Origin of the sequence: Bradyrhizobium diazoefficiens, from assembly GCF_016616885.1 — a bacterium.
In the GTDB taxonomy this organism is placed as follows: Bacteria; Pseudomonadota; Alphaproteobacteria; order Rhizobiales; family Xanthobacteraceae; genus Bradyrhizobium; species Bradyrhizobium diazoefficiens_F.
In genome coordinates, this window is the sequence record NZ_CP067102.1 from 725479 (window position 1) to 746118 (window position 20640).

General features: G+C 64.3%; 19 protein-coding genes. 11 read left to right on the forward strand and 8 right to left on the reverse strand.

Going from position 1 to position 20640, the window contains the following annotated elements:
- The first annotated feature begins 218 nt into the window (after positions 1 to 218).
- The 4 genes from JJC00_RS03330 to JJC00_RS03345 are packed head-to-tail and all read left to right on the forward strand — an operon-like array spanning position 219 to position 3543.
- Positions 219 to 1136, forward strand: a complete 918-nt coding sequence (locus JJC00_RS03330) for a branched-chain amino acid ABC transporter permease (protein WP_200471339.1) — start codon at positions 219 to 221, stop codon at positions 1134 to 1136.
- Positions 1133 to 2077, forward strand: a complete 945-nt coding sequence (locus JJC00_RS03335) for a branched-chain amino acid ABC transporter permease (RefSeq protein WP_200471340.1) — start codon at positions 1133 to 1135, stop codon at positions 2075 to 2077. The genes JJC00_RS03330 and JJC00_RS03335 overlap by 4 nt, the downstream gene beginning before the upstream one ends.
- Positions 2070 to 2837, forward strand: a complete 768-nt coding sequence (locus JJC00_RS03340; protein ID WP_200471341.1) for an ABC transporter ATP-binding protein — start codon at positions 2070 to 2072, stop codon at positions 2835 to 2837. The genes JJC00_RS03335 and JJC00_RS03340 overlap by 8 nt, the downstream gene beginning before the upstream one ends.
- On the forward strand, positions 2830 to 3543 hold the full coding sequence (locus JJC00_RS03345; protein ID WP_200471342.1) for an ABC transporter ATP-binding protein: 714 nt from the start codon (positions 2830 to 2832) through the stop codon (positions 3541 to 3543). The genes JJC00_RS03340 and JJC00_RS03345 overlap by 8 nt, the downstream gene beginning before the upstream one ends.
- An 84-nt stretch (positions 3544 to 3627) precedes the next feature.
- On the opposite strand, the gene JJC00_RS03350 is transcribed toward JJC00_RS03345, so the two are convergent.
- The 3 genes from JJC00_RS03350 to JJC00_RS03360 all read right to left on the reverse strand — a co-directional run bounded on the left by JJC00_RS03350 (position 3628) and on the right by JJC00_RS03360 (position 7185).
- Entirely contained in the window at positions 3628 to 3972 is a 345-nt protein-coding gene (locus JJC00_RS03350) for a hypothetical protein (RefSeq protein WP_200471343.1), read from the reverse strand.
- Positions 3973 to 4267: 295 nt separating this feature from the next.
- Complete coding sequence (locus tag JJC00_RS03355) at positions 4268 to 5713, reverse strand: glutamine synthetase family protein (protein ID WP_200471344.1); 1446 nt, start codon at positions 5711 to 5713, stop codon at positions 4268 to 4270.
- Positions 5714 to 5826: 113 nt separating this feature from the next.
- Positions 5827 to 7185, reverse strand: a complete 1359-nt coding sequence (locus tag JJC00_RS03360; RefSeq protein WP_200471345.1) for an aromatic ring-hydroxylating dioxygenase subunit alpha — start codon at positions 7183 to 7185, stop codon at positions 5827 to 5829.
- 113 nt (positions 7186 to 7298) lie between these two features.
- Here JJC00_RS03360 and JJC00_RS03365 point away from each other — a divergent pair, with 113 nt between their 5' ends.
- Entirely contained in the window at positions 7299 to 8084 is a 786-nt protein-coding gene (locus JJC00_RS03365; RefSeq protein WP_200471346.1) for an IclR family transcriptional regulator domain-containing protein, read from the forward strand.
- Between the two features lie 77 nt (positions 8085 to 8161).
- The gene (locus JJC00_RS03370) at positions 8162 to 8494 is read left to right on the forward strand and encodes a PRC-barrel domain-containing protein (RefSeq protein ID WP_027533153.1); all 333 of its coding nucleotides are present in this window, start codon (positions 8162 to 8164) and stop codon (positions 8492 to 8494) included.
- Between the two features lie 13 nt (positions 8495 to 8507).
- Here JJC00_RS03370 and JJC00_RS03375 read toward each other — a convergent pair whose 3' ends face one another.
- The 3 genes from JJC00_RS03375 to JJC00_RS03385 all read right to left on the reverse strand — a co-directional run bounded on the left by JJC00_RS03375 (position 8508) and on the right by JJC00_RS03385 (position 10964).
- Positions 8508 to 8942: a VOC family protein gene (locus JJC00_RS03375; RefSeq protein WP_200471347.1), complete on the reverse strand. Its 435-nt coding sequence runs from the start codon at positions 8940 to 8942 to the stop codon at positions 8508 to 8510.
- A 171-nt stretch (positions 8943 to 9113) separates the two neighbouring features.
- Positions 9114 to 10001, reverse strand: a complete 888-nt coding sequence (locus JJC00_RS03380) for a helix-turn-helix domain-containing protein (protein ID WP_246774076.1) — start codon at positions 9999 to 10001, stop codon at positions 9114 to 9116.
- A gap of 54 nt (positions 10002 to 10055) precedes the next feature.
- Positions 10056 to 10964: a helix-turn-helix transcriptional regulator gene (locus JJC00_RS03385; protein WP_200471348.1), complete on the reverse strand. Its 909-nt coding sequence runs from the start codon at positions 10962 to 10964 to the stop codon at positions 10056 to 10058.
- A 138-nt stretch (positions 10965 to 11102) separates the two neighbouring features.
- Here JJC00_RS03385 and JJC00_RS03390 point away from each other — a divergent pair, with 138 nt between their 5' ends.
- From JJC00_RS03390 to boxB, 4 genes are all read left to right on the forward strand, one after another.
- Entirely contained in the window at positions 11103 to 12644 is a 1542-nt protein-coding gene (locus JJC00_RS03390) for a benzoate-CoA ligase family protein (protein ID WP_200471349.1), read from the forward strand.
- Positions 12645 to 12773: 129 nt separating this feature from the next.
- The gene (locus JJC00_RS03395) at positions 12774 to 13592 is read left to right on the forward strand and encodes an alpha/beta fold hydrolase (RefSeq protein WP_200471350.1); all 819 of its coding nucleotides are present in this window, start codon (positions 12774 to 12776) and stop codon (positions 13590 to 13592) included.
- Between the two features lie 125 nt (positions 13593 to 13717).
- Positions 13718 to 15406, forward strand: a complete 1689-nt coding sequence (gene boxC / locus JJC00_RS03400; RefSeq protein WP_200471351.1) for a 2,3-epoxybenzoyl-CoA dihydrolase — start codon at positions 13718 to 13720, stop codon at positions 15404 to 15406.
- Positions 15407 to 15516: 110 nt separating this feature from the next.
- Entirely contained in the window at positions 15517 to 16953 is a 1437-nt protein-coding gene (boxB, locus tag JJC00_RS03405; RefSeq protein ID WP_200473967.1) for a benzoyl-CoA 2,3-epoxidase subunit BoxB, read from the forward strand.
- Between the two features lie 179 nt (positions 16954 to 17132).
- On the opposite strand, the gene JJC00_RS03410 is transcribed toward boxB, so the two are convergent.
- On the reverse strand, positions 17133 to 17933 hold the full coding sequence (locus tag JJC00_RS03410) for an SDR family NAD(P)-dependent oxidoreductase (RefSeq protein WP_200471352.1): 801 nt from the start codon (positions 17931 to 17933) through the stop codon (positions 17133 to 17135).
- An 86-nt stretch (positions 17934 to 18019) separates the two neighbouring features.
- Entirely contained in the window at positions 18020 to 19078 is a 1059-nt protein-coding gene (locus JJC00_RS03415; RefSeq protein WP_200471353.1) for a polysaccharide deacetylase family protein, read from the reverse strand.
- 165 nt (positions 19079 to 19243) lie between these two features.
- Here JJC00_RS03415 and JJC00_RS03420 point away from each other — a divergent pair, with 165 nt between their 5' ends.
- Positions 19244 to 20638: an OmpA family protein gene (locus JJC00_RS03420; protein WP_200471354.1), complete on the forward strand. Its 1395-nt coding sequence runs from the start codon at positions 19244 to 19246 to the stop codon at positions 20636 to 20638.
- Positions 20639 to 20640 lie beyond the last annotated feature (2 nt).

Genomic DNA, 20640 nt, shown 5'->3' on the forward strand with positions numbered 1-20640 from the left:
CGCGGCAGCCTTTTTGCAGGGCAGATTTCTGCAAGGTAGATTTGGATCGCATGCATCGGCATGCAACAAAGTGCATGTTTGGTGTCGAATCGCTCTTGCCTCGGAACGATACTGCCATTACCCATTTTTCCGCCTTGTAGAGGCAGGGGGAGCTCTTTCACTGATGGCGACTGTGTCCGAACATCGGCGCGCGTCCGTATGCGTCTGAAAGAGTTTTGATGCTGCTCGTCGTCGAACAGTTCTTGAACGGATTGCAGTTCGGCCTGCTGCTGTTCCTGCTCGCCGCCGGCCTGACGCTGGTGTTCGGGATCATGGATCTCGTCAACCTCGCGCACGGCTCGCTCTACATGATGGGCGCCTATTTCGCCGCGACCTTCGCGGCGTGGACCGGCAGCTTCCTGCTCGGCGCGTTGCTGGCGCTCGGCGCGACACTTGTGCTCGGTATCGTGCTGGAAATGAGCGCACTGCGGCATCTCTATGGGCGCGACCATCTCGACCATGTGCTCGCGACCTTCGGCCTGATTCTGTTCTTCAACGAGGCCGTGCGGCTGATCTGGGGCCCGGCGGGCCTCGCGCTGCCGCTGCCGGCCTGGCTCACGGTGCCGGTGCCGATCCTGCCCGGCATTCACTATCCTGCGTACCGCCTCGCCATCATCGTCGTCGCGCTGCTGGTGGCGCTGCTGCTTTATCTTGGCGTGATGCGCACCCGTGTCGGCATGCTGATCCGCGCCGGCGCCTCCAACCGCGAGATGATCGGCGCGCTCGGCATCAACATCAAGCTGCTCTACACGCTGGTGTTCGGGCTCGGTGCGGCGCTCGCAGGGTTGGCCGGCATGATGCAGGCGCCGATCCTCACGGTGCAGATCGGCATGGGTGAGAACATCCTCATCCTCGCCTTCGTCATCATCGTGATCGGCGGCATCGGCTCGATCCGTGGTGCGTTCCTCGCTGCGATCTTCGTCGGCATGGTCGACACGCTCGGCCGCGCCTTCCTGCCCAATCTGCTGCGGCAGGTGCTGAGCGGCGCCGCCGCCTCCACCGCCGCGCCCGCGCTGTCGTCCATGCTGATCTATCTGCTGATGGCGATCGTGCTGGTGGTGCGGCCGGAGGGGCTGTTTCCGGCCAACCGTCGATGAAGACTTTCTCGGCGAGCAAGGCCGTCACGGCCCTGATGCTGGCGGGACTCGTGCTGCTGCCGCTCTATTCGTATCTGTCCGGCAACATCTTCATCCTGACGCTTTTCACCCGCATCGTCATCCTGGCGCTGGCGGCGGCAAGCCTCAACCTCATCATGGGGTTTGGCGGCATGATGAGCTTTGGTCACGCCGCCTATCTCGGCATCGGCGGCTACGCCGTCGGCATGCTGGCGCAAGAGGGTGTCGGCTCCGGCTTCATCCAGCTTCCCGTCGCGCTTGCAGCGTCTGCGATCTATGCGCTGGTGATCGGCGCGCTCTCTTTGCGCACCCGCGGCGTCTATTTCATTATGATCACGCTCGCCTTCGCGCAGATGGCCTATTACGTCGCCTCGGGCCTCGCGCGCTACGGCGGCGATGACGGCCTCACCGTCTACAAACGCAGCGACTTCTCCGGCCTGATCAACCTGTCGAACCGCACGCAGTTCTATTATCTCTGCCTTGCCTGCCTGTTCGGCGTCATCTTCCTGATCTGGCGCATCGTCAATTCGCGCTTCGGTCTCGTCGTGCAGGGCCTGCGTTCCAACGAGCAGCGCATGCAGGCGATCGGCTTCCCGGCAAAGCGCTACCAGCTGGTCTGCTTCGTCATCTCCGGCACCATGTGCGGGCTCGCCGGCGCGCTGCTCGCCAACAACACCGATTTCGTCAGCCCGGCCGTGATGTACTGGACTCGCTCCGGCGATCTCATGGTGATGGTGATCCTGGGCGGCATGGGCACGCTGTTCGGCCCTGTCATGGGCGCGGTGGTCTATCTGCTGCTGGAAGAGTTTCTGTCGCAGCTCACCGAATATTGGGCGCTGATCATGGGCCCGCTGCTGCTGCTGATCGTGCTGTTCGGTCGTGGCGGCATCATGGGCCTGCTGGGGAGGCTCAATCGTGGCTGAACCGCTGCTCCGCGTCGAAAAGCTGGTGCGCCGCTTCGGCGGCATCACCGCGACGGACAACGTCTCGCTCGACGTTGCGAGCGGCGAGCTGCACGCCATCATCGGCCCGAACGGCGCTGGCAAGACCACGCTGATCAGCCAGCTCACCGGGCATCTCGAACCCCATTCCGGCAGCGTCTCGCTCGGTGGCCGCGACATCACTTTTCTACCGGCCTATCGCCGCTGCGCGCTGGGCCTCGCGCGTTCGTTCCAGATCACCTCGCTGCTGCTCGACTTCACCGCTGCCGACAATGTGGCGCTGGCAGCCCAGGCGCAGGCCGGCCATTCGTTCCGCTTCTTCGCCAATGCGCGCAAAGAGAAGGGCCTGCGCGATGCCGCGCATGCCGCGCTCGACCGCGTCGGCCTATTGCATCGCGCCGATGTCGTGGTGTCCAGGCTCAGCCATGGCGAGCGGCGCCAGATCGAGTTTGCAGTCGCACTTGCGAGCAAGCCAAAGCTTTTGTTGCTCGACGAGCCGATGGCGGGTCTTGGCGTCACCGAATCCCAGCGCATGGTGCAGCTGCTCCAGGAGTTGCGCAAAGAGGTCTCGATCGTGCTGGTCGAGCACGACATGCCCGCTGTGTTCGCGCTTGCCGACCGCATCTCGGTGCTGGTCTATGGTCGCGTCATCGCCTCCGGCGATCCCGCCGCGATCCGCGCCAACGAGGACGTCAAGCGCGCCTATCTCGGCGACCAGCATGTGGTGACGCACCATGGCTGACGCGCTACTCGACGTCGACGGCATCGAGACCTGCTACGGCCTCAGCCAAGTGCTGTTCGGCCTGTCGCTGTCGATCAAGCCCGGCGAGATGGTCTCGCTGATGGGCCGCAACGGCATGGGCAAAACCACGACGATCCGAGCGATCATGGGCCTGACGCCGGCGCGATCGGGCGCAATCCGCTTTGCGGGTACCGAAGTCCGGCAGCTTCCGTCGTACCGGATCGCCAAGCTCGGCATCGGGCTGGTGCCTGAGGGACGCCAGATCTTCCCGAACCTCACCGTGCGCGAAAACCTGGTTGCTGCCGCAGCTGATCGCTTCAACAGCGCCAATCCCTGGACGCTCGCCGCGATCTACGTGCTGTTCCCGCGGCTCGCCGAGCGCGCCGCCAACATGGGCAACCAGCTCTCCGGCGGCGAGCAGCAGATGCTCGCGATCGGCCGTGCGCTGATGACCAATCCAAAACTCCTGATCCTGGACGAAGCGACCGAGGGGCTGGCGCCGCTGATCCGCGAAGAGATCTGGAACTGCCTGTCGCTGCTGAAGAGCCGTGGCCAGTCGATCCTGGTCGTCGACAAGAACGTCGACCACCTCGCCCGCATCTGCGACCGCCACTTCATCATCGAGCGCGGCAAGACTGTATGGAGCGGCACGTCGGACGAGCTGATGGCCGAGCCGGATCTGCAGCACAAGTATTTGGGGATTTAGCCCCGTTCTCTCGCCGTCATTGCGAGTTGGGACCAGCATCGTCGCAAGGGCTCCTCGCAATGACGGAGGAGCGGGCGAGAGCCCTCACCAATAAATCCCGTGCCGATGCAATTCGCGGATCACGCGCGCTTCGGTGGACGGCTGGCGGTGCTTCGGCTTGGCCGTCTCGGCAACGGGCGCAGCAGCTGGTTGTGCCGCTGTCACGGTCTGCGCCGGTGCGGCCGGCGAAGTTGAAGCTGGTGTCGTCGTCGCCGTCTGCACACTCGCTGGCGGCGTTGCTGTCGGGGCCTGGTTGGCCTGTGGCTGAGTTGCCGGCTGCTCGGTCGCCTGGCTCGCGTTGGTCGCAGCCAGACTGAGGCTCCGGGAACCGCCAGCATAGGCTTGGGTCACCAGGAGCGACATCGTCGCAATCAGGATCAGCTTGCGCATGGAAGCCTCCTTGAATTGGTCAACTCGTCTGACCTGACTTGCTCGCGTGCTTAGCGGGCGAGATGATGCACGCCGATTTCGATCAGGGTGGTCCGGCAGGACAGGCGATAGATCAGGCTGAACAATTGACTCAACATGGTCGCACTCCAGTGTTGAACACCAACGCAACAATAGACCTTGTGCATTTCACGCGATTGTCGCGGCGCAGGGAAAACGGCTTCGTCGCAGCACGGAGTGGTGTCGTCGGAACAGACGGGACGAAATCGCCTCACGGGGCCGTGAGGCGGTTCTCCCCTCAAAACATCTCGAAATATTCGCGGTGTTCCCAGTCGGTCACCTCCGACAGGAAGCGGTCGATCTCGGCGTTCTTGATGTGGGTGTAATAATCCACGAACTCGGCGCCGAACTTTTCGCGGAAGAACGGATCATCCTTCAGCGCGGAGACCGCATCGCGCAGACTCTTCGGCAGCAGCGGCGCCTTGGTCTCGTAGGGCATGTCGGCGGAAGGGCCGGGATCGAGCTTGCGGTCGACGCCGTCGAGGCCTGCGAGGATCTGGGCGGCCATGTAGAGATAGGGATTGGCGGCGGGCTCGCCGACGCGATTTTCCAGGCGCGTCGCGGCATCGCCGGCGCCGCCGAGCACGCGGATCATCACGCCGCGGTTGTCACGGCCCCAGATCGCGCGGTCCGGCGCCAGCGAATAGGAGCGGTAGCGCTTGTAGCCGTTGATGGTCGGCGTGGTGAACACGGTGGCCGCACGGGCGTGGTCGAGCAGGCCGGCGAGCCAGGCCTTGCCAAAGGCGCTGAGCGGCTCGCCGTCCTTTGCTGTTTGCTTGGCCATGAACTGGTTTTCGCCGCTTGCGCGCGACACGACCGATTGATGCAGGTGCCAGCCGCTCGCAAACAGGTTCGGGAGCTTTGGCCGGCACATGAAGGTGGCGTGATAGCCGTGCCGGCGTGCGATCTGCTTCACGGCACTGCGAAACAGCACCATGTTGTCGGCCGGCTCCAGGCCCTTCTTCGGCGCGAAGGTGAATTCGCACTGGCTCGGCCCGAACTCGACCTCGACCGAGCGCAACGGCAGCCCGAGCGCGACGATGTCGCGGCGCAGGATCTCCAGCACGGGCTCCATCTGATCGAAGCGCTGCTCGGTGAGGTATTGATAGCCGTGAGAGAGCAGGCTCACCGACGGCGGCGTGCCCGGCTGTCCCGCGTCTTCCGGGCGCATGTGCGGGTCGTCGAGCCTGAAGATGTGGAATTCAACTTCGAGCCCCGCGACAAAATCGTGGCCGCGGCGGCCGAGCTCGTCGAGCACCTTGCGATAGAGCACACGCGTCGCGAACGGCACCGGGCGGCCGTCATTGAAGTAGAGATCGCACAACACCCAACCCGTGGCGGGCGCCCAGGGCAGCACGCGGAACGTGGTAGGATCGGCGACCATCAGCACGTCGGCCGCGCCCTCCATCTCCTTCATGCCGAAGCCGCCGCCTGATGTGAACACCGGAAACACCGTGCGGTGCGAGGTGTCCTTGGCGAGCATGGTGGTGGTGATGGAGCAGCCGTTCTCCAGCGAGGCGATCGCCTCGGAGGCGATGATGGTCTTGCCGCGCAAAATGCCGTGCTGGTCCGGGAAGGCGAGGCGGATGACCTCGAGGTTCTTGTCCTCGACGACACGGCGCATGCGCGCCGCGGCGTCGTTCTGTTCATCCGACCACAGCGCATGACGCGCGACGAAAGTCACTGTGCTACTCCCCGATAGCTGTCGTTCCGGGATGGTCCGAAGGACCAGACCCGGAACCTCGAGATTCCGGGCTCGATGCTATCGCATCGCCCCGGAATGACGATGTCCCAAAATCACTCCGCCGCCGTCAGCCGGTGCACGTTGTCGGCGATCTCTTTCGGCACCGGCGCGGTCCACGGCGCGCCGCGGCGGCGCTTGACGTCGACTTCCATCCAGTAGTTCTCCCAGCCGCGCGTCGGCCCGATGCCGTCCATCGTCGCCGGGCCCTGGATGCTGCGTGCATTGGCCTCGTCCAAAAACAGCATCGGCTTCTCGCCGCCGCCGACCTTTTCGATCTCCTGCCGCAGCAGGCGGCGGTACTGCACGATCGCCTTGTCGCTCGAGCCGAGATGCTCCCTGGTGCGGTCCTGGATCGCGCCCATCGATTCCACCGCCCACTGGTCGTGGACGTTGATGTCGTTGCCCATGCCGGTAAAGGTCGCGGTCTGCTGCTCGTGCGGATCGAAGCCGTAATCGTTGCTGCGGTTCTTGCGCGAGACGTAGTCGGGCAGCTCGTAGAGCTCGAGCCGCTGGTCGCGCATTTTCTTCTTGTCGACCGGGTTCGAATAGCTGGTGAAGATCGCGTACCAGTAGCAGTTCTCGTCGTCGACCGGCACGTGCCACTGCGTGATCGTCATCTCCGTGCTCATGGGGATAACGAAGCCATGCGGAAAAAGCTGGTTGGTGACGCGCACATGCGTCCGCTCCTCGTCGATCTCGCGCAGCGCGATCAGCCGGAGGCCGTATTCGGTGTGCTCGACATTGATGATGGGGCTGTCGTATTCGCGCAGGATCTTCGTCATCGGCAGGTCGCTTCCTGCGGAGGCACCGCGGAACTGCTTGCCGTAGGCCGTTGACGTGTCCTCGTCCTCGAAGAAACGATGCAGATAGGAGGCATGCGCGGGGTCGATGCCGACCTCGAGCGCCTGCAGCCAGTTGCAGGCCATGTGGCCCTTGAAGGCAAAAGTGTGCGTGCCCGGCGCGACGAAGCAGTCGAGCTCCGGGAATGCCGGCGGCTCGCCCTCGCCGAGATAGGCCCAGAGGATGCCGCTCTTCTCCACCACGGGATACGAGCGCTGGCGGATGTTCTGGCAGAGTTTTGAATCTTTCGGCTCGGCCGGCGTCTCGATGCACTGGCCGGTGGCGTCGAACAGCCAGCCATGGAAGGCGCAGCGCAGGCCGCCATGCTCGAGCCGTCCGAAGGCGAGGTCGGCGCCGCGATGGGCGCAGTGGCGATCGATCAGGCCGTAGCGTCCGGTCTCGTCGCGAAACAGCACCAGGTTCTCGCCGAGCAATTTGACGGGACGGATCGGCCGCTCGCCCTCGAGCTCGTCGACCAGGGCTGCCGGCTGCCAGTAGCTCCGCATCAGCTTGCCGCACGGATCTTTCGGCCCGGTGCGGGTGATCAGGTCGTTCTGCTCCTGGCTCATCATGGCGGTCGCGTCCTTTTTCTCGAGGGGCGTTTTGTTCGCCTATTGAACGAATGGGCGAATTATGACATGCCTTGGACCGGCAGCAAGCACTATTTTGCAGGAACCCCGACGCCATGCCCAAGCTGAAGCCGAGCGAGACTGACGAGCGCAAGACAGATTTCGTCGAAGCCCTCGATCGCGGCCTGCGGCTGCTGCAATGCTTCGGCACCAACGCGGGTCCGATGACATTGAGCGATCTCGCTCGCGCCGCCGAGCTGCCGCGCGCCACCGCGCGGCGCATGCTGTTCACGCTCCAGCGCGGCGGCTTCGTCAGTGGCGACGGCAAACTGTTCTCGCTGACGCCGCATGTGCTGACCCTGGCGGCGTCCTATCTGCGCTCCAACCAGCTGGTCACGGTGCTGCAGCCAGTGCTCGATCGCGTCGCGATTGCGGCCAACGAGATCTCCTCGCTCGCGGTGCTCGACGGCGACGACGTCGTGTTCGTCGCCCGCAGCAGCCCGGCCCGGATGTTCGCCGGCGGATTGGAAATCGGCTATCGGCTGCCGGCGTTCTGCACCTCGGTCGGCCGCGCTATGCTCGGCCAGCTCGGTGACGCCGATTGTCTCGCGCGCCTGAAGAAGATGAAGCGCGAGGCGCTGACGCTGGAGACCGTGACCGATGCCAAGACGCTGCTCGCGCGCATCGCCGCCGACCGCGCGCAGGGCTATTCGCTGGTCGACCGCGAGGCTGAGCCGCATTTCCGCTCGATCTCGGTGCCGGTGCGCCGCTATGACGACGTGATCGTCGCCGCCATCAACATGGGCGCCCATGTCGATCGCGTGCCGGCGCAGGAACTGCTCGATCGCTTCCTGCCGCTGCTGCGCGAGGGCGCCGAGGCGGTGCGGTCGCAATTGCTGTAGCTCACCCTACAACCGGCTTCGCTGATCCGAGCGAAAGCGCTATAATGCGGAAAATACCAGAAATCGAGGAGGACGCCATGCAACACACCATGGTTCCCAGTGATCGCGTCGAGCGCGTCGCCGTTTACGGACGCGACGGCAGCAAGCTCGGCACGATCGAGCGATTGATGCTCGACAAGGTGAGCGGAACGGTCACTTACGCGGTCATCAAGACCGGCGGGCTGCTCGGCACTCGCCATCATTATCCGGTGCAGTGGGGTGCGCTGAAATACGACCCCAGCCATCAGGCCTTCCAGGTCGCGCTGACGCTGGAGGAACTCAGCAGCGGCCCGTGCGAGTTCGACGGCGACGCATTCGACTGGGGCGACCGCTCGCAGCCCTACCCGCATCCGAACTACTGGTCGGTCTAGTCGGGGGTGCGGCTCAGCCCGGCAGCGGCTCTTCGGCGACCTTGGGCCAATAGGTGCCAAAACTCCAAAGTCCGCCCTCGGGATCGCGGGCCGCGAAATCGCGGCTGCCATACTCGGTGTTGCGCAATTCCATCTCGATCCGAGCGCCGGAGGCTTTGACCTTGTCGTGGAGCGCGTCGGGATCGTCGACCGCAAGATAGACTGCATCGGTCCGTCGCCCGCCGAGATCGCCCACGAGCTTGGTGTACTCGTTGTCCCGATCCTGGCCGAGCATGAGGATCGACGAGCCGAACATCAGCTCGCCGTGGATGACCTTGCCGTCCCTCCGATAGATCACGCGCTCGGTGAAGCCGAGCACGTCCTTCAGCCAGGTGATCATGGCCTCGGCGTCCCTGCAACGCATGGTGTGGTAGAGGCGCGGCGGTTCGTTGCCATTCTGCTGGTTCATGAAACTCTCCAGATCGTTTGCGCGACCAAGCTAGTCCCGTTCGCATCGGCCGGCTTGAACAAATGGGACCTAGAGCTTCGGTTCTGATTAAATCAGAACCGAACCTCTAGATTTTTTTGTTTTGACGCGTTTTCTTCACGCGAACCAGCGTCCACTTCGCTCGAAAACGCTCTATCCGCCGGCGTCGCGCAGCAGTCGTGGGTCTGCGCGTTCCAGCCGCGCCGCCCATCCGGTCGGGGTTTCGCCACAAAACACGCGGAAGTCGCGGGCAAGATGCGCCTGGTCGGCATAGCCTGCGTCCGCGGCGATGGCGGCCCAGCCGTCCACGGCCTCGGAGCGGGCGAGCCGGCAGGCGCGGTGAAAGCGCAGCATCTGCGCCAGCATCTTGGGCGCCACGCCGATCTCGTTGTGAAAGCGGCGGGTGAAATGCTTGCGGCTCCAGCCGATGTCGGCGGCGATGTCAGCGATCCGCGTCGAGCCCGCGCTCCGCCACAACATGTCGAGCGCCGAGGCAATTGCCGGCGACGGCTCATGCACGGCCCGACGCAGCACGAAGTCTTCCACGATCTCGAATCGCCGCTGCCATCCCGCAGCCTCGGCCACCTGGGCGGCAAGGCTTTCTCCAGCACGCCCCAGGACGTCGTCGAGGCCGACGATGCGCGCGGTCAGATCGGGCACCGCTCCGCCATAGAAGCGGTAGGCGCCGAGCGGAGTGAAATCAACCTGGACGCACTCGGCGCGGCCGTCCGACTCGATCAGGACGGGTCCGGGAAAAAGCCCGGCCGCAAAGCTCGGTCGACCGTCTTCACTCTTCGGCCGGCGGCCAAGCGCAATGCGGAATGGTGTTCCCAGGTTCACGAGTAAGGGCAACGCGAGCGGCGCCGCGTGCCGGAAGCCGGCCAAGCCAAGTCCACGTTCGCGGTAGAACGATATGCTGGACACCAGATGCGCAAGGTCCGGCGTGGCCGGCCGGCGGATGACATCGGGAACTACGCTTGCGTCCATCGCATGTCTCACTGCTTTGGCGCGTAACATAGCGATGCGGGCGCGCGTGACCAAGGGCACGCAGCGCAACGCTGCTTCAGCGATCCCGACGAGGCGAGAGCAATTGCACTACAGCGCCACGCTGCGCAAGCCGAAGCTGCGGGCCTCGTTCTGCAGCACCGGGCGCACCGCGTCGATCAGCCGGGCTGCTGCTGCGTCGACCGACAGCCCCGCCGTATCTACCACCGCCGTCGCGCGTGCATAGAGCGGCTCGCGGCTGAGCAAGATGTTGCGCAGCTCGGCCATCGCGGAGCGGTCATCCGCCATCGGGCGGAGATCGCCCTGGCGGCGGACGCGGGCCATGTGCTCTTCGGGCTCGGCCTTCAGCCAGATCGTGTAGAACGACGACAGGATCTGGTCGAAGGTCAGCGGCTCGGAGACGATGCCGCCGCCGGTTGCGAGCACCATCAGCTCGTTGCGTGCGAGCAGCTGTTGCAGCGCGGCCTGCTCCATGCGGCGAAAGCCTTCCTGGCCGTAGAGTGCGATGATCTCGGCGACCGAGAGGCCGTTCTGCTGCTCGACCTCCTTGTTGAGCTCGACAAAGCTCCAGCCGATCTTTTTCGCCAGCATTCTTCCCAGCGTCGATTTGCCGGCGCCGCGCAGGCCGATCAGTGCGATACCGCAGAACGGGGCGCGTCGGGGCGCGGAGGCACTGCCCCCGGCAAGCAGATCCTTGGCTTGCGCGATTTGCGCCGGCGTTGCCTTGCGCAGCAGGTCGCGAAACATCTGCCAGTCCGGCGTCGGATCGGCGGAGGGAAGCAGGTCTTCCAGATGCGCGCCCATCGCGTCGGAGACGCGGCGCAGCAGCACGATCGAGACGTTGCCCTTGCCGCTCTCGAGTTGCGCGATGTAGCGCTCCGAAATTCCTGATACCTTGGCGAGCACCTTGCGCGACATGCCGCGCAGCGCGCGCATGGTGCGCACGCGCTGGCCGAGCTGTTCGAGAAAGCGGGATTCGGCGTCGGGACTGTCGGTCATGAGCCTTCTTTAGCGGATGCCTTCTTTAAAGGAGGTCCTGCGGCGCGTTTTAATGAAACATAATGCCTGCTGGCATTGACAGCAAGCTGTCACAGTGTCTTTCTATGAATTATAATTCTAAATTCGGGGGAGACGACCGTGAGCGAGGGATCCTATAACGCGGTGACCTGGCTGCTCGACCGTAACGTCGAGGAGGGCCGTGGCAACAAGATCGTGTTCGACGACACCGTCTCGCGGCTCACCTATGGCGAGCTCCAGCGTGAGACCCGCCGCGCCGCCAACATGCTGCGCCGTCTCGGCGTCCGCCGCGAAGAGCGCGTGGCGATGATCATGCTGGATACGGTCGATTTCCCGATCGTGTTTCTGGGCGCGATCCGCGCCGGCATCGTGCCGGTGCCTCTCAACACGCTGCTGACTGCGGACCAGTACGCCTACATCCTCGCCGACTGCCGCGCGCGCGTGCTGTTCGTCTCGGAAGCGCTCTATCCCGTCATCAAGGACGTGGTTGGCCGCATGCCGGATCTCGAGCATGTCGTCGTGTCCGGCGCCAAGCAGAACGGCCACAGGCAGCTCGCCGAGGAGATCTCGGGCGAGAGCGATCAGTTCGCCACCGCTGCCACGCATCCGGACGAGCCGGCGTTCTGGCTCTATTCGTCCGGCTCGACCGGCATGCCCAAAGGCGTGCGCCACATCCATTCGAATCTGCAGGCGACGGCGGACACTTATGCGAAGCAGGTGCTCGGCATCCGCGAGAACGACATCGGCCTCTCCGCGGCAAAGCTGTTCTTCGCCTATGGCCTTGGCAATGCGCTGACCTTCCCGATGTCGGTCGGCGCCACCACGATCCTGAACAGCGAGCGGCCGACCCCGGCGCGCATGTTCGACCTGATGAACAAGTACAAGCCGTCGATCTTTTACGGCGTGCCGACGCTGTTTGCGGCGATGCTCAACGACGAGGCGATGAAGAGCGAGCGTGGCGGCGGCGCCTTGCGCATCTGCACCTCGGCCGGCGAGGCGCTGCCGGAGTCCGTCGGCAATAGTTGGAAATCACGCTTCGGCGTCGACATTCTCGACGGCGTCGGGTCGACTGAACTGCTGCACATCTTTCTCTCGAATGCGCCGGGCGACATCAAATACGGCTCGTCCGGCAAGCCGGTGCCGGGCTATGCGGTGCGGCTCGTCAACGAGGCTGGGCAGGATGTGGCCGACGGGGAGGTCGGCGAGCTCCTGGTCGATGCGCCCTCGGCCGGCGAAGGTTACTGGAACCAGCGCCATAAGAGCCGCCGCACCTTTGAGGGACCGTGGACCCGCACCGGCGACAAATATGTCCGCGACGCTGACGGCCGTTACACCTTCTGCGGTCGCGCCGACGACATGTTCAAGGTCTCCGGCATCTGGGTCTCGCCCTTCGAGGTCGAGAGCGCGCTGATCACGCATCCGGCCGTGCTGGAAGCCGCCGTCGTGCCCGAGGCCGATCCGGAAGGGTTGCTGAAGCCGAAAGCGTTCGTCGTGCTTCGTCCGGGCGTGAAGACGGCGAATCTGCAGGAGATGCTGAAGGAGCACGTCAAGCAGAAGATCGGCCCGTGGAAATATCCGCGCTGGATCGACGTGGTGGAGTCGCTGCCGAAGACCGCGACGGGGAAGATCCAGCGGTTCAAGCTGCGGGAAGGGGCGAATTGAGCGGATCCGTCATTCCGGGGCGCGCGAAGCGCGAACCCGGAATCTCGAGCTAAAGACTGCAATGTCGAGATTCCGGATCAGCTCGCGTTGCGAGCTGTCCGGAATGACGGAATGGATGGAAATGACAGCATGACCAACCTCGCCCCCACCGGCTTCCTCAGCATTGGCACGGCCAGCCTCGAATACAAATGGCTGGCGCCGCTAGTCCCCGACGCGCCGACCATCGTCATGTTGCATGAAGGCCTCGGCTCCGTCGGTCTGTGGAACGACTTTCCGGAGAAACTGCAGCAGGCCACCGGCACCGGCATCTTCGTCTATTCGCGCGCAGGTTATGGCCAGTCGAGCCCGGTCGCGCTGCCGCGGCCGCTCGACTACATGCAGCGCGAGGCGCTCGACGTGCTGCCGAAAGTGCTGGATGCGATTGGCTTCAAGCGCGGCCTCCTGCTCGGCCATTCCGACGGCGGCTCGATCGCTGCGATCTATGCCGGCGCGCATCAGGATCATCGCCTGCAAGGCATCGCGCTGATCGCGCCGCATTTCATCGTCGAGGACATCTCGGTGACATCGATCGCCGCGATCAAAACGACGTATGAGACCACCGACCTCAAGCCAAAGCTCGCGCGCTGGCACAAGGACGTCGACAACGCCTTCTACGGCTGGAACGGCGCCTGGCTCGATCCAAAATTCCGAGACTGGGACATCTCCGAATACCTCGCCTATATCCGCGTCCCCGTCATGGTCGTGCAAGGCGTGGACGACCAATATGGCACTCTGCGTCAGGTCGAGATTGCGCGGGAGGAATGTTACTGCCCAGTCGACGTGGAAGTCATTTCAGGCGCGGGGCATTCCCCGCATCGTGACGCGCCCGCAGCGACGCTTGACGCGATCGAGCAATTCGCAAGGGCGGCTCTGCGCGACGATCAAGGGCTGCAGGGACGCGCCGCGTGAGCTTGCGGCCGTCCCAATCTTCATGAAACAAAGTGCATACCGCATCCGTTAATGACTAGACGCGCCCAAAAATATGCACTATTGTGCATCTAACGGTAAAACCAAGACAAGCTCAAGGGTGGCCCATGGCCGGGGAAGATCGGCGCCTCGCAGGCGGCGCGACATTCATCGATTTCCAGACCGAACCGTCCCGCTACAAGCACTGGAAGCTGGCGGTCGACGGGGACGTCGCGACGCTGACCATGGACGTCGACGAGAATGGCGGCCTGTTCGAGGGCTATCTGCTCAAGCTCAATTCCTACGATCTCGGCGTCGACATCGAGCTCGCGGACGTGGTCCAGCGGCTGCGCTTCGAGCATCCCGAGGTGAAGGTCGTGGTGATGCGCTCGGCCAAGAACCGTGTGTTCTGCGCCGGCGCCAACATCCGCATGCTCGCGGGCTCGACCCACGCCCACAAGGTGAACTTTTGCAAGTTCACCAACGAGACCCGCAACGGCATGGAGGATTCCAGCGAGAATTCCGGCCAGCGCTTCATCACCGTGGTGAACGGCTCCGCCGCCGGCGGCGGCTATGAGCTGGCGCTCGCGACCGATCACATCATCCTCGCCGACGATGGCGCCTCTGCTGTCGCGCTGCCCGAAGTGCCGCTGCTCGCAGTGCTGCCCGGCACCGGCGGTCTCACCCGCGTCGTCGACAAGCGCAAGGTGCGCCGCGACCACGCCGATTTCTTCTGCACCATCGAGGAAGGCGTCAAGGGCAAGCGCGCCGTGCAGTGGCGTCTCGTTGACGAGATCGCGCCGAACTCCAAGTTGGAATCAAAGATCGCCGAGCGCGCCAAGGAATTCGCGGCAGCTTCCAAGCGCAAGGGCAGCGGCAAGGGCGTTGCGCTGACGCCGCTCAAGCGCGTCATCGACCAAACCAGCATCCGCTACGGCTTCGTCATGGTCGATGTCGACCGCGCCGCGCGCATCGCCTCCATCTCGATCAAGGCGCCGGAGACGGCGCCGCCTGCCGACATCGACGGCATGATGGCACAGGGCGCGTCGTTCTGGCCGCTGCAGGTCGCGCGCGAGCTCGACGATGCCATCCTGCATCTGCGCATCAACGAGCTCGAGATCGCCATGCTGGTGTTCAAGAGCCATGGCGATCGCGCCCAGGTGCTCGCATCCGATGCTTTCCTCGAAACTCACAAGGCGCACTGGCTGGTCAACGAGATCCGCCATTACTGGAAGCGCGTGCTCAAGCGCATCGACGTGACCTCGCGCACGCTGGTGACGCTGGTCGAGCCCGGCTCCTGCTTCGCCGGCACGCTCGCCGAGCTCGTCTTCGCCGCCGACCGCTCCTACATGCTGATCGGCACGCGCCAGGGCGACAACCAGCCGCCGCCGTCGATCGAGCTGTCGGCGATGAATTTCGGTCCGTATCCGATGAGCCACGGCCTGACGCGGCTGGAGTCGCGCTTCCAGGCCGATCCGGCGGATGTGGAGCGAGCGGAAGCCACGCTCGGCACCGCGCTCGACGCCGAGCAGGCCGAGGAGCTCGGCCTCGTCACCTTCGCACTCGACGACATCGATTGGGACGACGAGGTTCGCGTCTTCCTGGAGGAACGCGCGAGCTTCTCGCCCGACAGCCTCACCGGCATGGAAGCGAGCCTGCGCTTCGTCGGCCCGGAGACGATGGAATCGAAAATCTTCTCGCGGCTCACCGCGTGGCAGAACTGGATCTTCCAACGTCCGAACGCCGTCGGCGAAGAAGGCGCGCTCCGCCGCTACGGCAGCGGCCAGAAGCCGAAATTCGATATGACGAGAGTGTAGCGAATAGGGAGTGGCGAATGGCGAACAGGGATCTCATTCGCTACTCGCCATTCGCCATTCGTGACCCTTCAAACGAGTAAGTGCCCCACGGGAGGTCCACCATGAACATCATGAACGTCGACTACTCGACCAAGATTCCGAACAACGTGAATCTCGCCGAAGACCGTCAGGTGTTGAAGGCGCTCGAAGGCTGGCATCCCGGCTATATGGATTGGTGGAGCGACATGGGGCCGGAAGGTTTCCAGGAATCGCTGGTGTATCTCCGCACCGCCTATTCGGTCGATCCGCGCGGCTGGGCCAAGTTCGATTACGTCCGCATGCCCGACTATCGCTGGGGCATCTTGCTCGCGCCGCAGGAAGAGAACCGCGTCGTTCCCTTCGGTGAGCATTTTGGCGAACCGGCGTGGCAGGAAGTCCCTGGCGAATATCGCGCCATGCTGCGCCGCCTGATCGTCATTCAGGGCGACACCGAGCCGGCCTCGGTCGAGCAGCAGCGCCATCTCGGCAAGACCGCGCCCTCGCTCTACGACATGCGCAATCTGTTCCAGGTCAACGTCGAGGAAGGCCGCCACCTCTGGGCGATGGTCTACTTGCTGCAGAAGTACTTTGGCCGCGACGGTCGCGAGGAAGCCGACGATTTGCTCCGCCGCCGCTCCGGCGATGCCGATAGCCCACGCATGCTCGGCGCCTTCAACGAGGCGACGCCGGACTGGCTGTCCTTCTTCATGTTCACCTATTTCACCGACCGCGACGGCAAGATGCAGCTGCACAGCCTCGCGCAATCGGGCTTCGATCCGCTGTCGCGCACCTGCCGCTTCATGCTGACCGAAGAAGCGCACCACATGTTCGTCGGCGAGACCGGCATCACCCGCGTCGTGCAGCGCACTTGCGACGCGATGAGGGAAGCCGGCATCACCGATCCGACCGAGATCGCAAAGGTCCGCGCGCTCGGCGTGATCGACCTTCCGACCATCCAGAAGAAGCTGAACCTGCACTACACGCTGTCGCTTGATCTGTTCGGCTCGGAGGTCTCGACCAACGCGGCCAACGCCTTCAACACCGGCATCAAGGGCCGCTATCACGAGACCCAGATCGACGACGATCATCAGCTCAAGAACGCCACCTATCCGGTGCTGAAGTTCATCAACGGCGAGATCAAGCTGGTCGACGAGCCGGCGCTGACCGCGCTCAACATGCGCCTGCGCGACGACTACAGCCAGGATTGCGTCAAGGGCATGCTGCGCTGGAACAAGGTGATCTCGACCGCGGGCTACGACTTCAAGCTGACGCTGCCCAACGTCGCCTTCCACCGCCACATCGGTGAGTTCAAGGACGTGCACGCGACGCCCGACGGCATTCTGATCGACGATGCCACCTGGGCCAAGCGCAAGGACGAATGGCTGCCCTCGACCGCCGACGGCGACTTCATTACCTCGCTGATGCAGCCCGTCACCGAGACCGGCAAATTCGCCTCGTGGATTTCGCCGCCGAAAGTCGGTATCGACAACAAGCCGGGTGATTTTGAATACGTGAAGATCGAGTCGTAAGGGCTGCTCGCGAGACGCGACGGCCGCGCCTTACGAAGACTGTCATCACCCGCGAAAGCGGGTGATCCAGTACTCCGAGGCAGTAGTGATTAAGCCGAAGGGCCGCGGCGTACTGGATGCCCGCCTCCGCGGGGCATGACAGCGGAGTGTGAGGTGCGGTCTTTACCGAACCGCGCCGCCTACCCCGCAATCTCCAGTCCCGCATTCGCATACACCACGCCGCCATCGACCGCGATGGTGTTGCCGACCACATAGTCGCCCGCACGCGAGGCGAGGTAGATCGCAACGCCCGCCATGTCCTCGTCGGTGCCGATGCGCCGCGACGGAATGCGCTTGGCAACTTCATCCGAGTGGTCTCGCGCGGCGCGGTTCATATCGGACTTGAAGGCGCCCGGCGCGATCGCGGTGACGTTGATGTTGTCCTTGATCAGCTTCGTCGCCATGCGCCGCGTCAGATGGATCACCGCAGCCTTGCTCGCAGCGTAGGAATAGGTCTCGCTCGGATTGACGAAGATGCCGTCGACGGAGGCGATGTTGATGACCTTGGCGGGCCGCTCGTGCGAGGCCGCCGCGCGCAGCGGCGTGGCCAGCGCCTTGGTCAGGAAGAACAGCGATTTGACGTTGAGGTCCATCACCTTGTCCCAGCCGCTTTCGGGGAATTCGTCGAACTCCGCGCCCCAGGCCGCACCCGCATTGTTGACGAGGATGTCGAGCTTCGGCTCGAGCTTGATGATTTCGGAAGCCAGCTTGTTGCAGCCTTCGACGGTCGAGATGTCGATCGGCAGCGCGATGCATTCGCCGTCATATTGCGCCGAGAGCTCTTTCGCCGTGGCTTCGCACGGACCGGCCTTGCGCGCGGTGATGTAGACCTTCGCAGCTCCCGCACCGAGATAACCGGCCGCGATCATCTTGCCGATGCCGCGTGAGCCGCCGGTCACGAGAGCGATGCGGCCTTTGAGCGAAAACAGATCGTTGGACATGGTGCCTCCCTTGGGTTGGCGCCGTTTTGAGCGCCGCGGGGAGGGGAGTCAACTCAGTGTTGTTCCGGCGAAGGCCGGGACAACACTCACGCCGCAGCAAAGCGGCGAAAGCCGTTCCACATCGCGGTCGCGGCGCCCGATGTCAGCACCGGCAAGATTCGCGCGTCCTGGTAGTTGCCGTTGAGCGAGACGCGCGGCAGCGCGGTCATGTGGCCGGCATTCTCTGCGAACAGCATGCCGGGACGTGTCGTCACCGCGGTCTTGAAGCCTGCGGATGCGGCCAGCGCGAATTCGCGCATCCCCGCCGCCTCGCGGTCGCCATAGGGGTAGGCGAGATGCCGCACCGGGCGCTCCAGCGCATTCTCGATCTGCTCCCGGCTTACGGCCATCTCCTGCGCGGCGATCTCCTCGCTCTGCTTGGCGAGATTGCAATGGCTGACGGTGTGGGCGCCGATCGTGACCAGCGGGTCGGCCGCGAGCCGTTTCACCTCGTCCCAGGACAAGCAGAGGCTGCGGCACAACGCTTCCATGTCGACACCATGCGCCGTGCAGAGCGCTTCGATCTCGCGCTTCAAATCGGGCTCGTCCGGCAATGCGCGCAGCCAGCCGTGCAGGCGATCGAACGCCGCCCGCTTCGCGGCAGGCGTGCTCGCATCGAGCCGAAGCGCGGAATGGCCGATCTGCACGTCGACCTGCTCCGCCTTGGCGATGACGGCCTCGAGCGCAACCCACCACAGCCGTCCGGTGCCCTCGGCGAAGTTGCTGGTGACATAGATGGTCGCGGGCGCGTCAAATTCGCGCAGCACCGGCAGGGCGTGCTCCCGGTTGTCGCGATAGCCGTCGTCGAGGGTGAAGGCGGCGATGCGGCGGTCGAAGCGGCCCTGAACCAGCCGTTCGTGCAGCTCGTCCATGCTGACGATGTCGATCTCGCGCGAGCGCAAATGGCACAGCGTCGCACGCAGGAAATCGGGGGTGACCTCAAGATGCCGGTTCGGCTGGAACGCGCCCTCACGGGCCGGCCGCACATGGTGCAGCATGAAAATGGCGCCGACGCCCGACAGCAGCGGGCGCAGCAGATGGTGCGCGCCGCTGAAATAGAGCGCTCCCAGTCCGGCGCGAATGACGTTGTTACGGAGTTGTTTCATGACCGGCAGGCCGCCCCTGGGCATTCCGCCTACAACTTAGGGTGTGACCCTTGAAGAAAAAGTTATTCCAATTGTCCACGCGTGGTCCCCGAAAGGGCCCCATTTCCGGTTTGACAGCCTGCCAAGGGTTTGTTTTGTCTCCGGTTCCAGAGTTCGGGTCGTCGAATGCAGATGCTTTTCAGGTGGGCCAGCAAATGGTGGCCGGGGCTGATTCCCCTGGCCGTCATGTGGGGATTTGCGGCCTGGAATAACACCTTGCCGGTCGAGGCCGATTTGTCGGCCCGCACCTCGGCCGCGCTCAAGGACACCGTCCTGGACAAGACCCGGATCGCGGTGGACGGCCGTGACGTCAGACTGGCCGCAGATGCCTTCTCCGAGGAGGGGCGCCGCGACGCCGTGACCTCGGTCGAGATGGCTCCCGGCGTACGGCTGGTCGACGACCAGACCCGCCTGGCTCCCGAAGCCAAACCCTTCGTCTGGAACGCCGAACGCGACGTCGTGCGCGTGACGCTGTCGGGCTCCGCGCCGCTGCCGTCGATGAAAGCGCGCCTGACCGAGGCCGCGCGCAAGGAGGTCAACGGGACCGAGGTCGCCGATCAGATGGGGCTCGCCCGTGGCGCGCCGCTGCGGTTCGAGGCGGCCGCGATGCTGCTGCTCGACCAGATCGGCAAGCTGAAGGACGGCAAGATCACGATCTCCGACACCAAGGTCAATCTGTCAGGCATGGCGCGCGACCTCGGCGGCCGCGAGGCCATCGCCGCCGCGCTGAAGAACCTGCCCGAAGGCTTTGCGATCGCCGCCAACGAGATCCAGGCGCCGCCCTACATCTTCCAGGCCTACAAGGATCCAGTCGCGGCCACCGTGACGCTGACCGGCTACGTGCCCGACAACAACGTGCACGCCGCGATCGCGACCAGCGCGTCGCGAAAATTCTTCACCGAGAAGGTCGTCGACAATCTCAAGGCCAGCGTCGGTGCGCCCGGCTCCTTCAACACCGCCGTGGTCGCAGCGCTCGGCGCGCTGTCGCGGCTGTCGACCGGCACGCTCGTCGTGTCCGATCGCGAGGTGAAGCTGTCGGGTGACGCGCTGTACGAAGGTGCGGCCAACGACATTCGCACAGGGCTCGGCAAGGACTTTCCAAAAAACTGGCAATACAAGCCCGAAATCACGGTGAAGCCCGCGGCGGGGCCGGTCGACGGCACCGTCTGCCAGCAGTTGTTCTCGGAGCTACTGACCAAGGGCAAGATCCGCTTCGCAGCCAAGCGCGCCGACATCGATCCTGATTCGGCAGGCATTCTCGATCATCTGATCGAGACGGCGCTGCGTTGTCCGACCACCAATATCGAAGTCGCAGGCCACACCGATTCCGACGGCGAGGATGCCTTCAACCAGGCGCTCTCCGAGAAACGCGCACAGATGGTGATCGATTTTCTGGTCAAGGCCGGGCTTCCCGCTGACCGCTTCACCGCGGTCGGCTATGGCAGCACACAGCCCGTCGCCGGCAACAACACCGACGACGGCAAGGCGCAAAACCGCCGCATCGAATTTCTGGTGAGGTGACG

What these genes read in the sequence shown, in the direction of transcription:
- JJC00_RS03385 (WP_200471348.1), bottom strand. Translation starts at nt 10,964, where the DNA reads ATGACCGACAGTCCCGACGCCGAATCCCGCTTTCTCGAACAGCTCGGC.
- JJC00_RS03370 (WP_027533153.1), top strand. Translation starts at nt 8,162, where the DNA reads ATGCAACACACCATGGTTCCCAGTGATCGCGTCGAGCGCGTCGCCGTT.
- JJC00_RS03335 (WP_200471340.1), top strand. Translation starts at nt 1,133, where the DNA reads ATGAAGACTTTCTCGGCGAGCAAGGCCGTCACGGCCCTGATGCTGGCG.
- JJC00_RS03360 (WP_200471345.1), bottom strand. Translation starts at nt 7,185, where the DNA reads ATGATGAGCCAGGAGCAGAACGACCTGATCACCCGCACCGGGCCGAAA.
- boxC (WP_200471351.1), top strand. Translation starts at nt 13,718, where the DNA reads ATGGCCGGGGAAGATCGGCGCCTCGCAGGCGGCGCGACATTCATCGAT.
- JJC00_RS03395 (WP_200471350.1), top strand. Translation starts at nt 12,774, where the DNA reads ATGACCAACCTCGCCCCCACCGGCTTCCTCAGCATTGGCACGGCCAGC.
- JJC00_RS03410 (WP_200471352.1), bottom strand. Translation starts at nt 17,933, where the DNA reads ATGTCCAACGATCTGTTTTCGCTCAAAGGCCGCATCGCTCTCGTGACC.
- boxB (WP_200473967.1), top strand. Translation starts at nt 15,517, where the DNA reads ATGAACGTCGACTACTCGACCAAGATTCCGAACAACGTGAATCTCGCC.
- JJC00_RS03415 (WP_200471353.1), bottom strand. Translation starts at nt 19,078, where the DNA reads ATGAAACAACTCCGTAACAACGTCATTCGCGCCGGACTGGGAGCGCTC.
- JJC00_RS03420 (WP_200471354.1), top strand. Translation starts at nt 19,244, where the DNA reads ATGCAGATGCTTTTCAGGTGGGCCAGCAAATGGTGGCCGGGGCTGATT.
- JJC00_RS03375 (WP_200471347.1), bottom strand. Translation starts at nt 8,942, where the DNA reads ATGAACCAGCAGAATGGCAACGAACCGCCGCGCCTCTACCACACCATG.
- JJC00_RS03345 (WP_200471342.1), top strand. Translation starts at nt 2,830, where the DNA reads ATGGCTGACGCGCTACTCGACGTCGACGGCATCGAGACCTGCTACGGC.
- JJC00_RS03350 (WP_200471343.1), bottom strand. Translation starts at nt 3,972, where the DNA reads ATGCGCAAGCTGATCCTGATTGCGACGATGTCGCTCCTGGTGACCCAA.
- JJC00_RS03365 (WP_200471346.1), top strand. Translation starts at nt 7,299, where the DNA reads ATGCCCAAGCTGAAGCCGAGCGAGACTGACGAGCGCAAGACAGATTTC.
- JJC00_RS03330 (WP_200471339.1), top strand. Translation starts at nt 219, where the DNA reads ATGCTGCTCGTCGTCGAACAGTTCTTGAACGGATTGCAGTTCGGCCTG.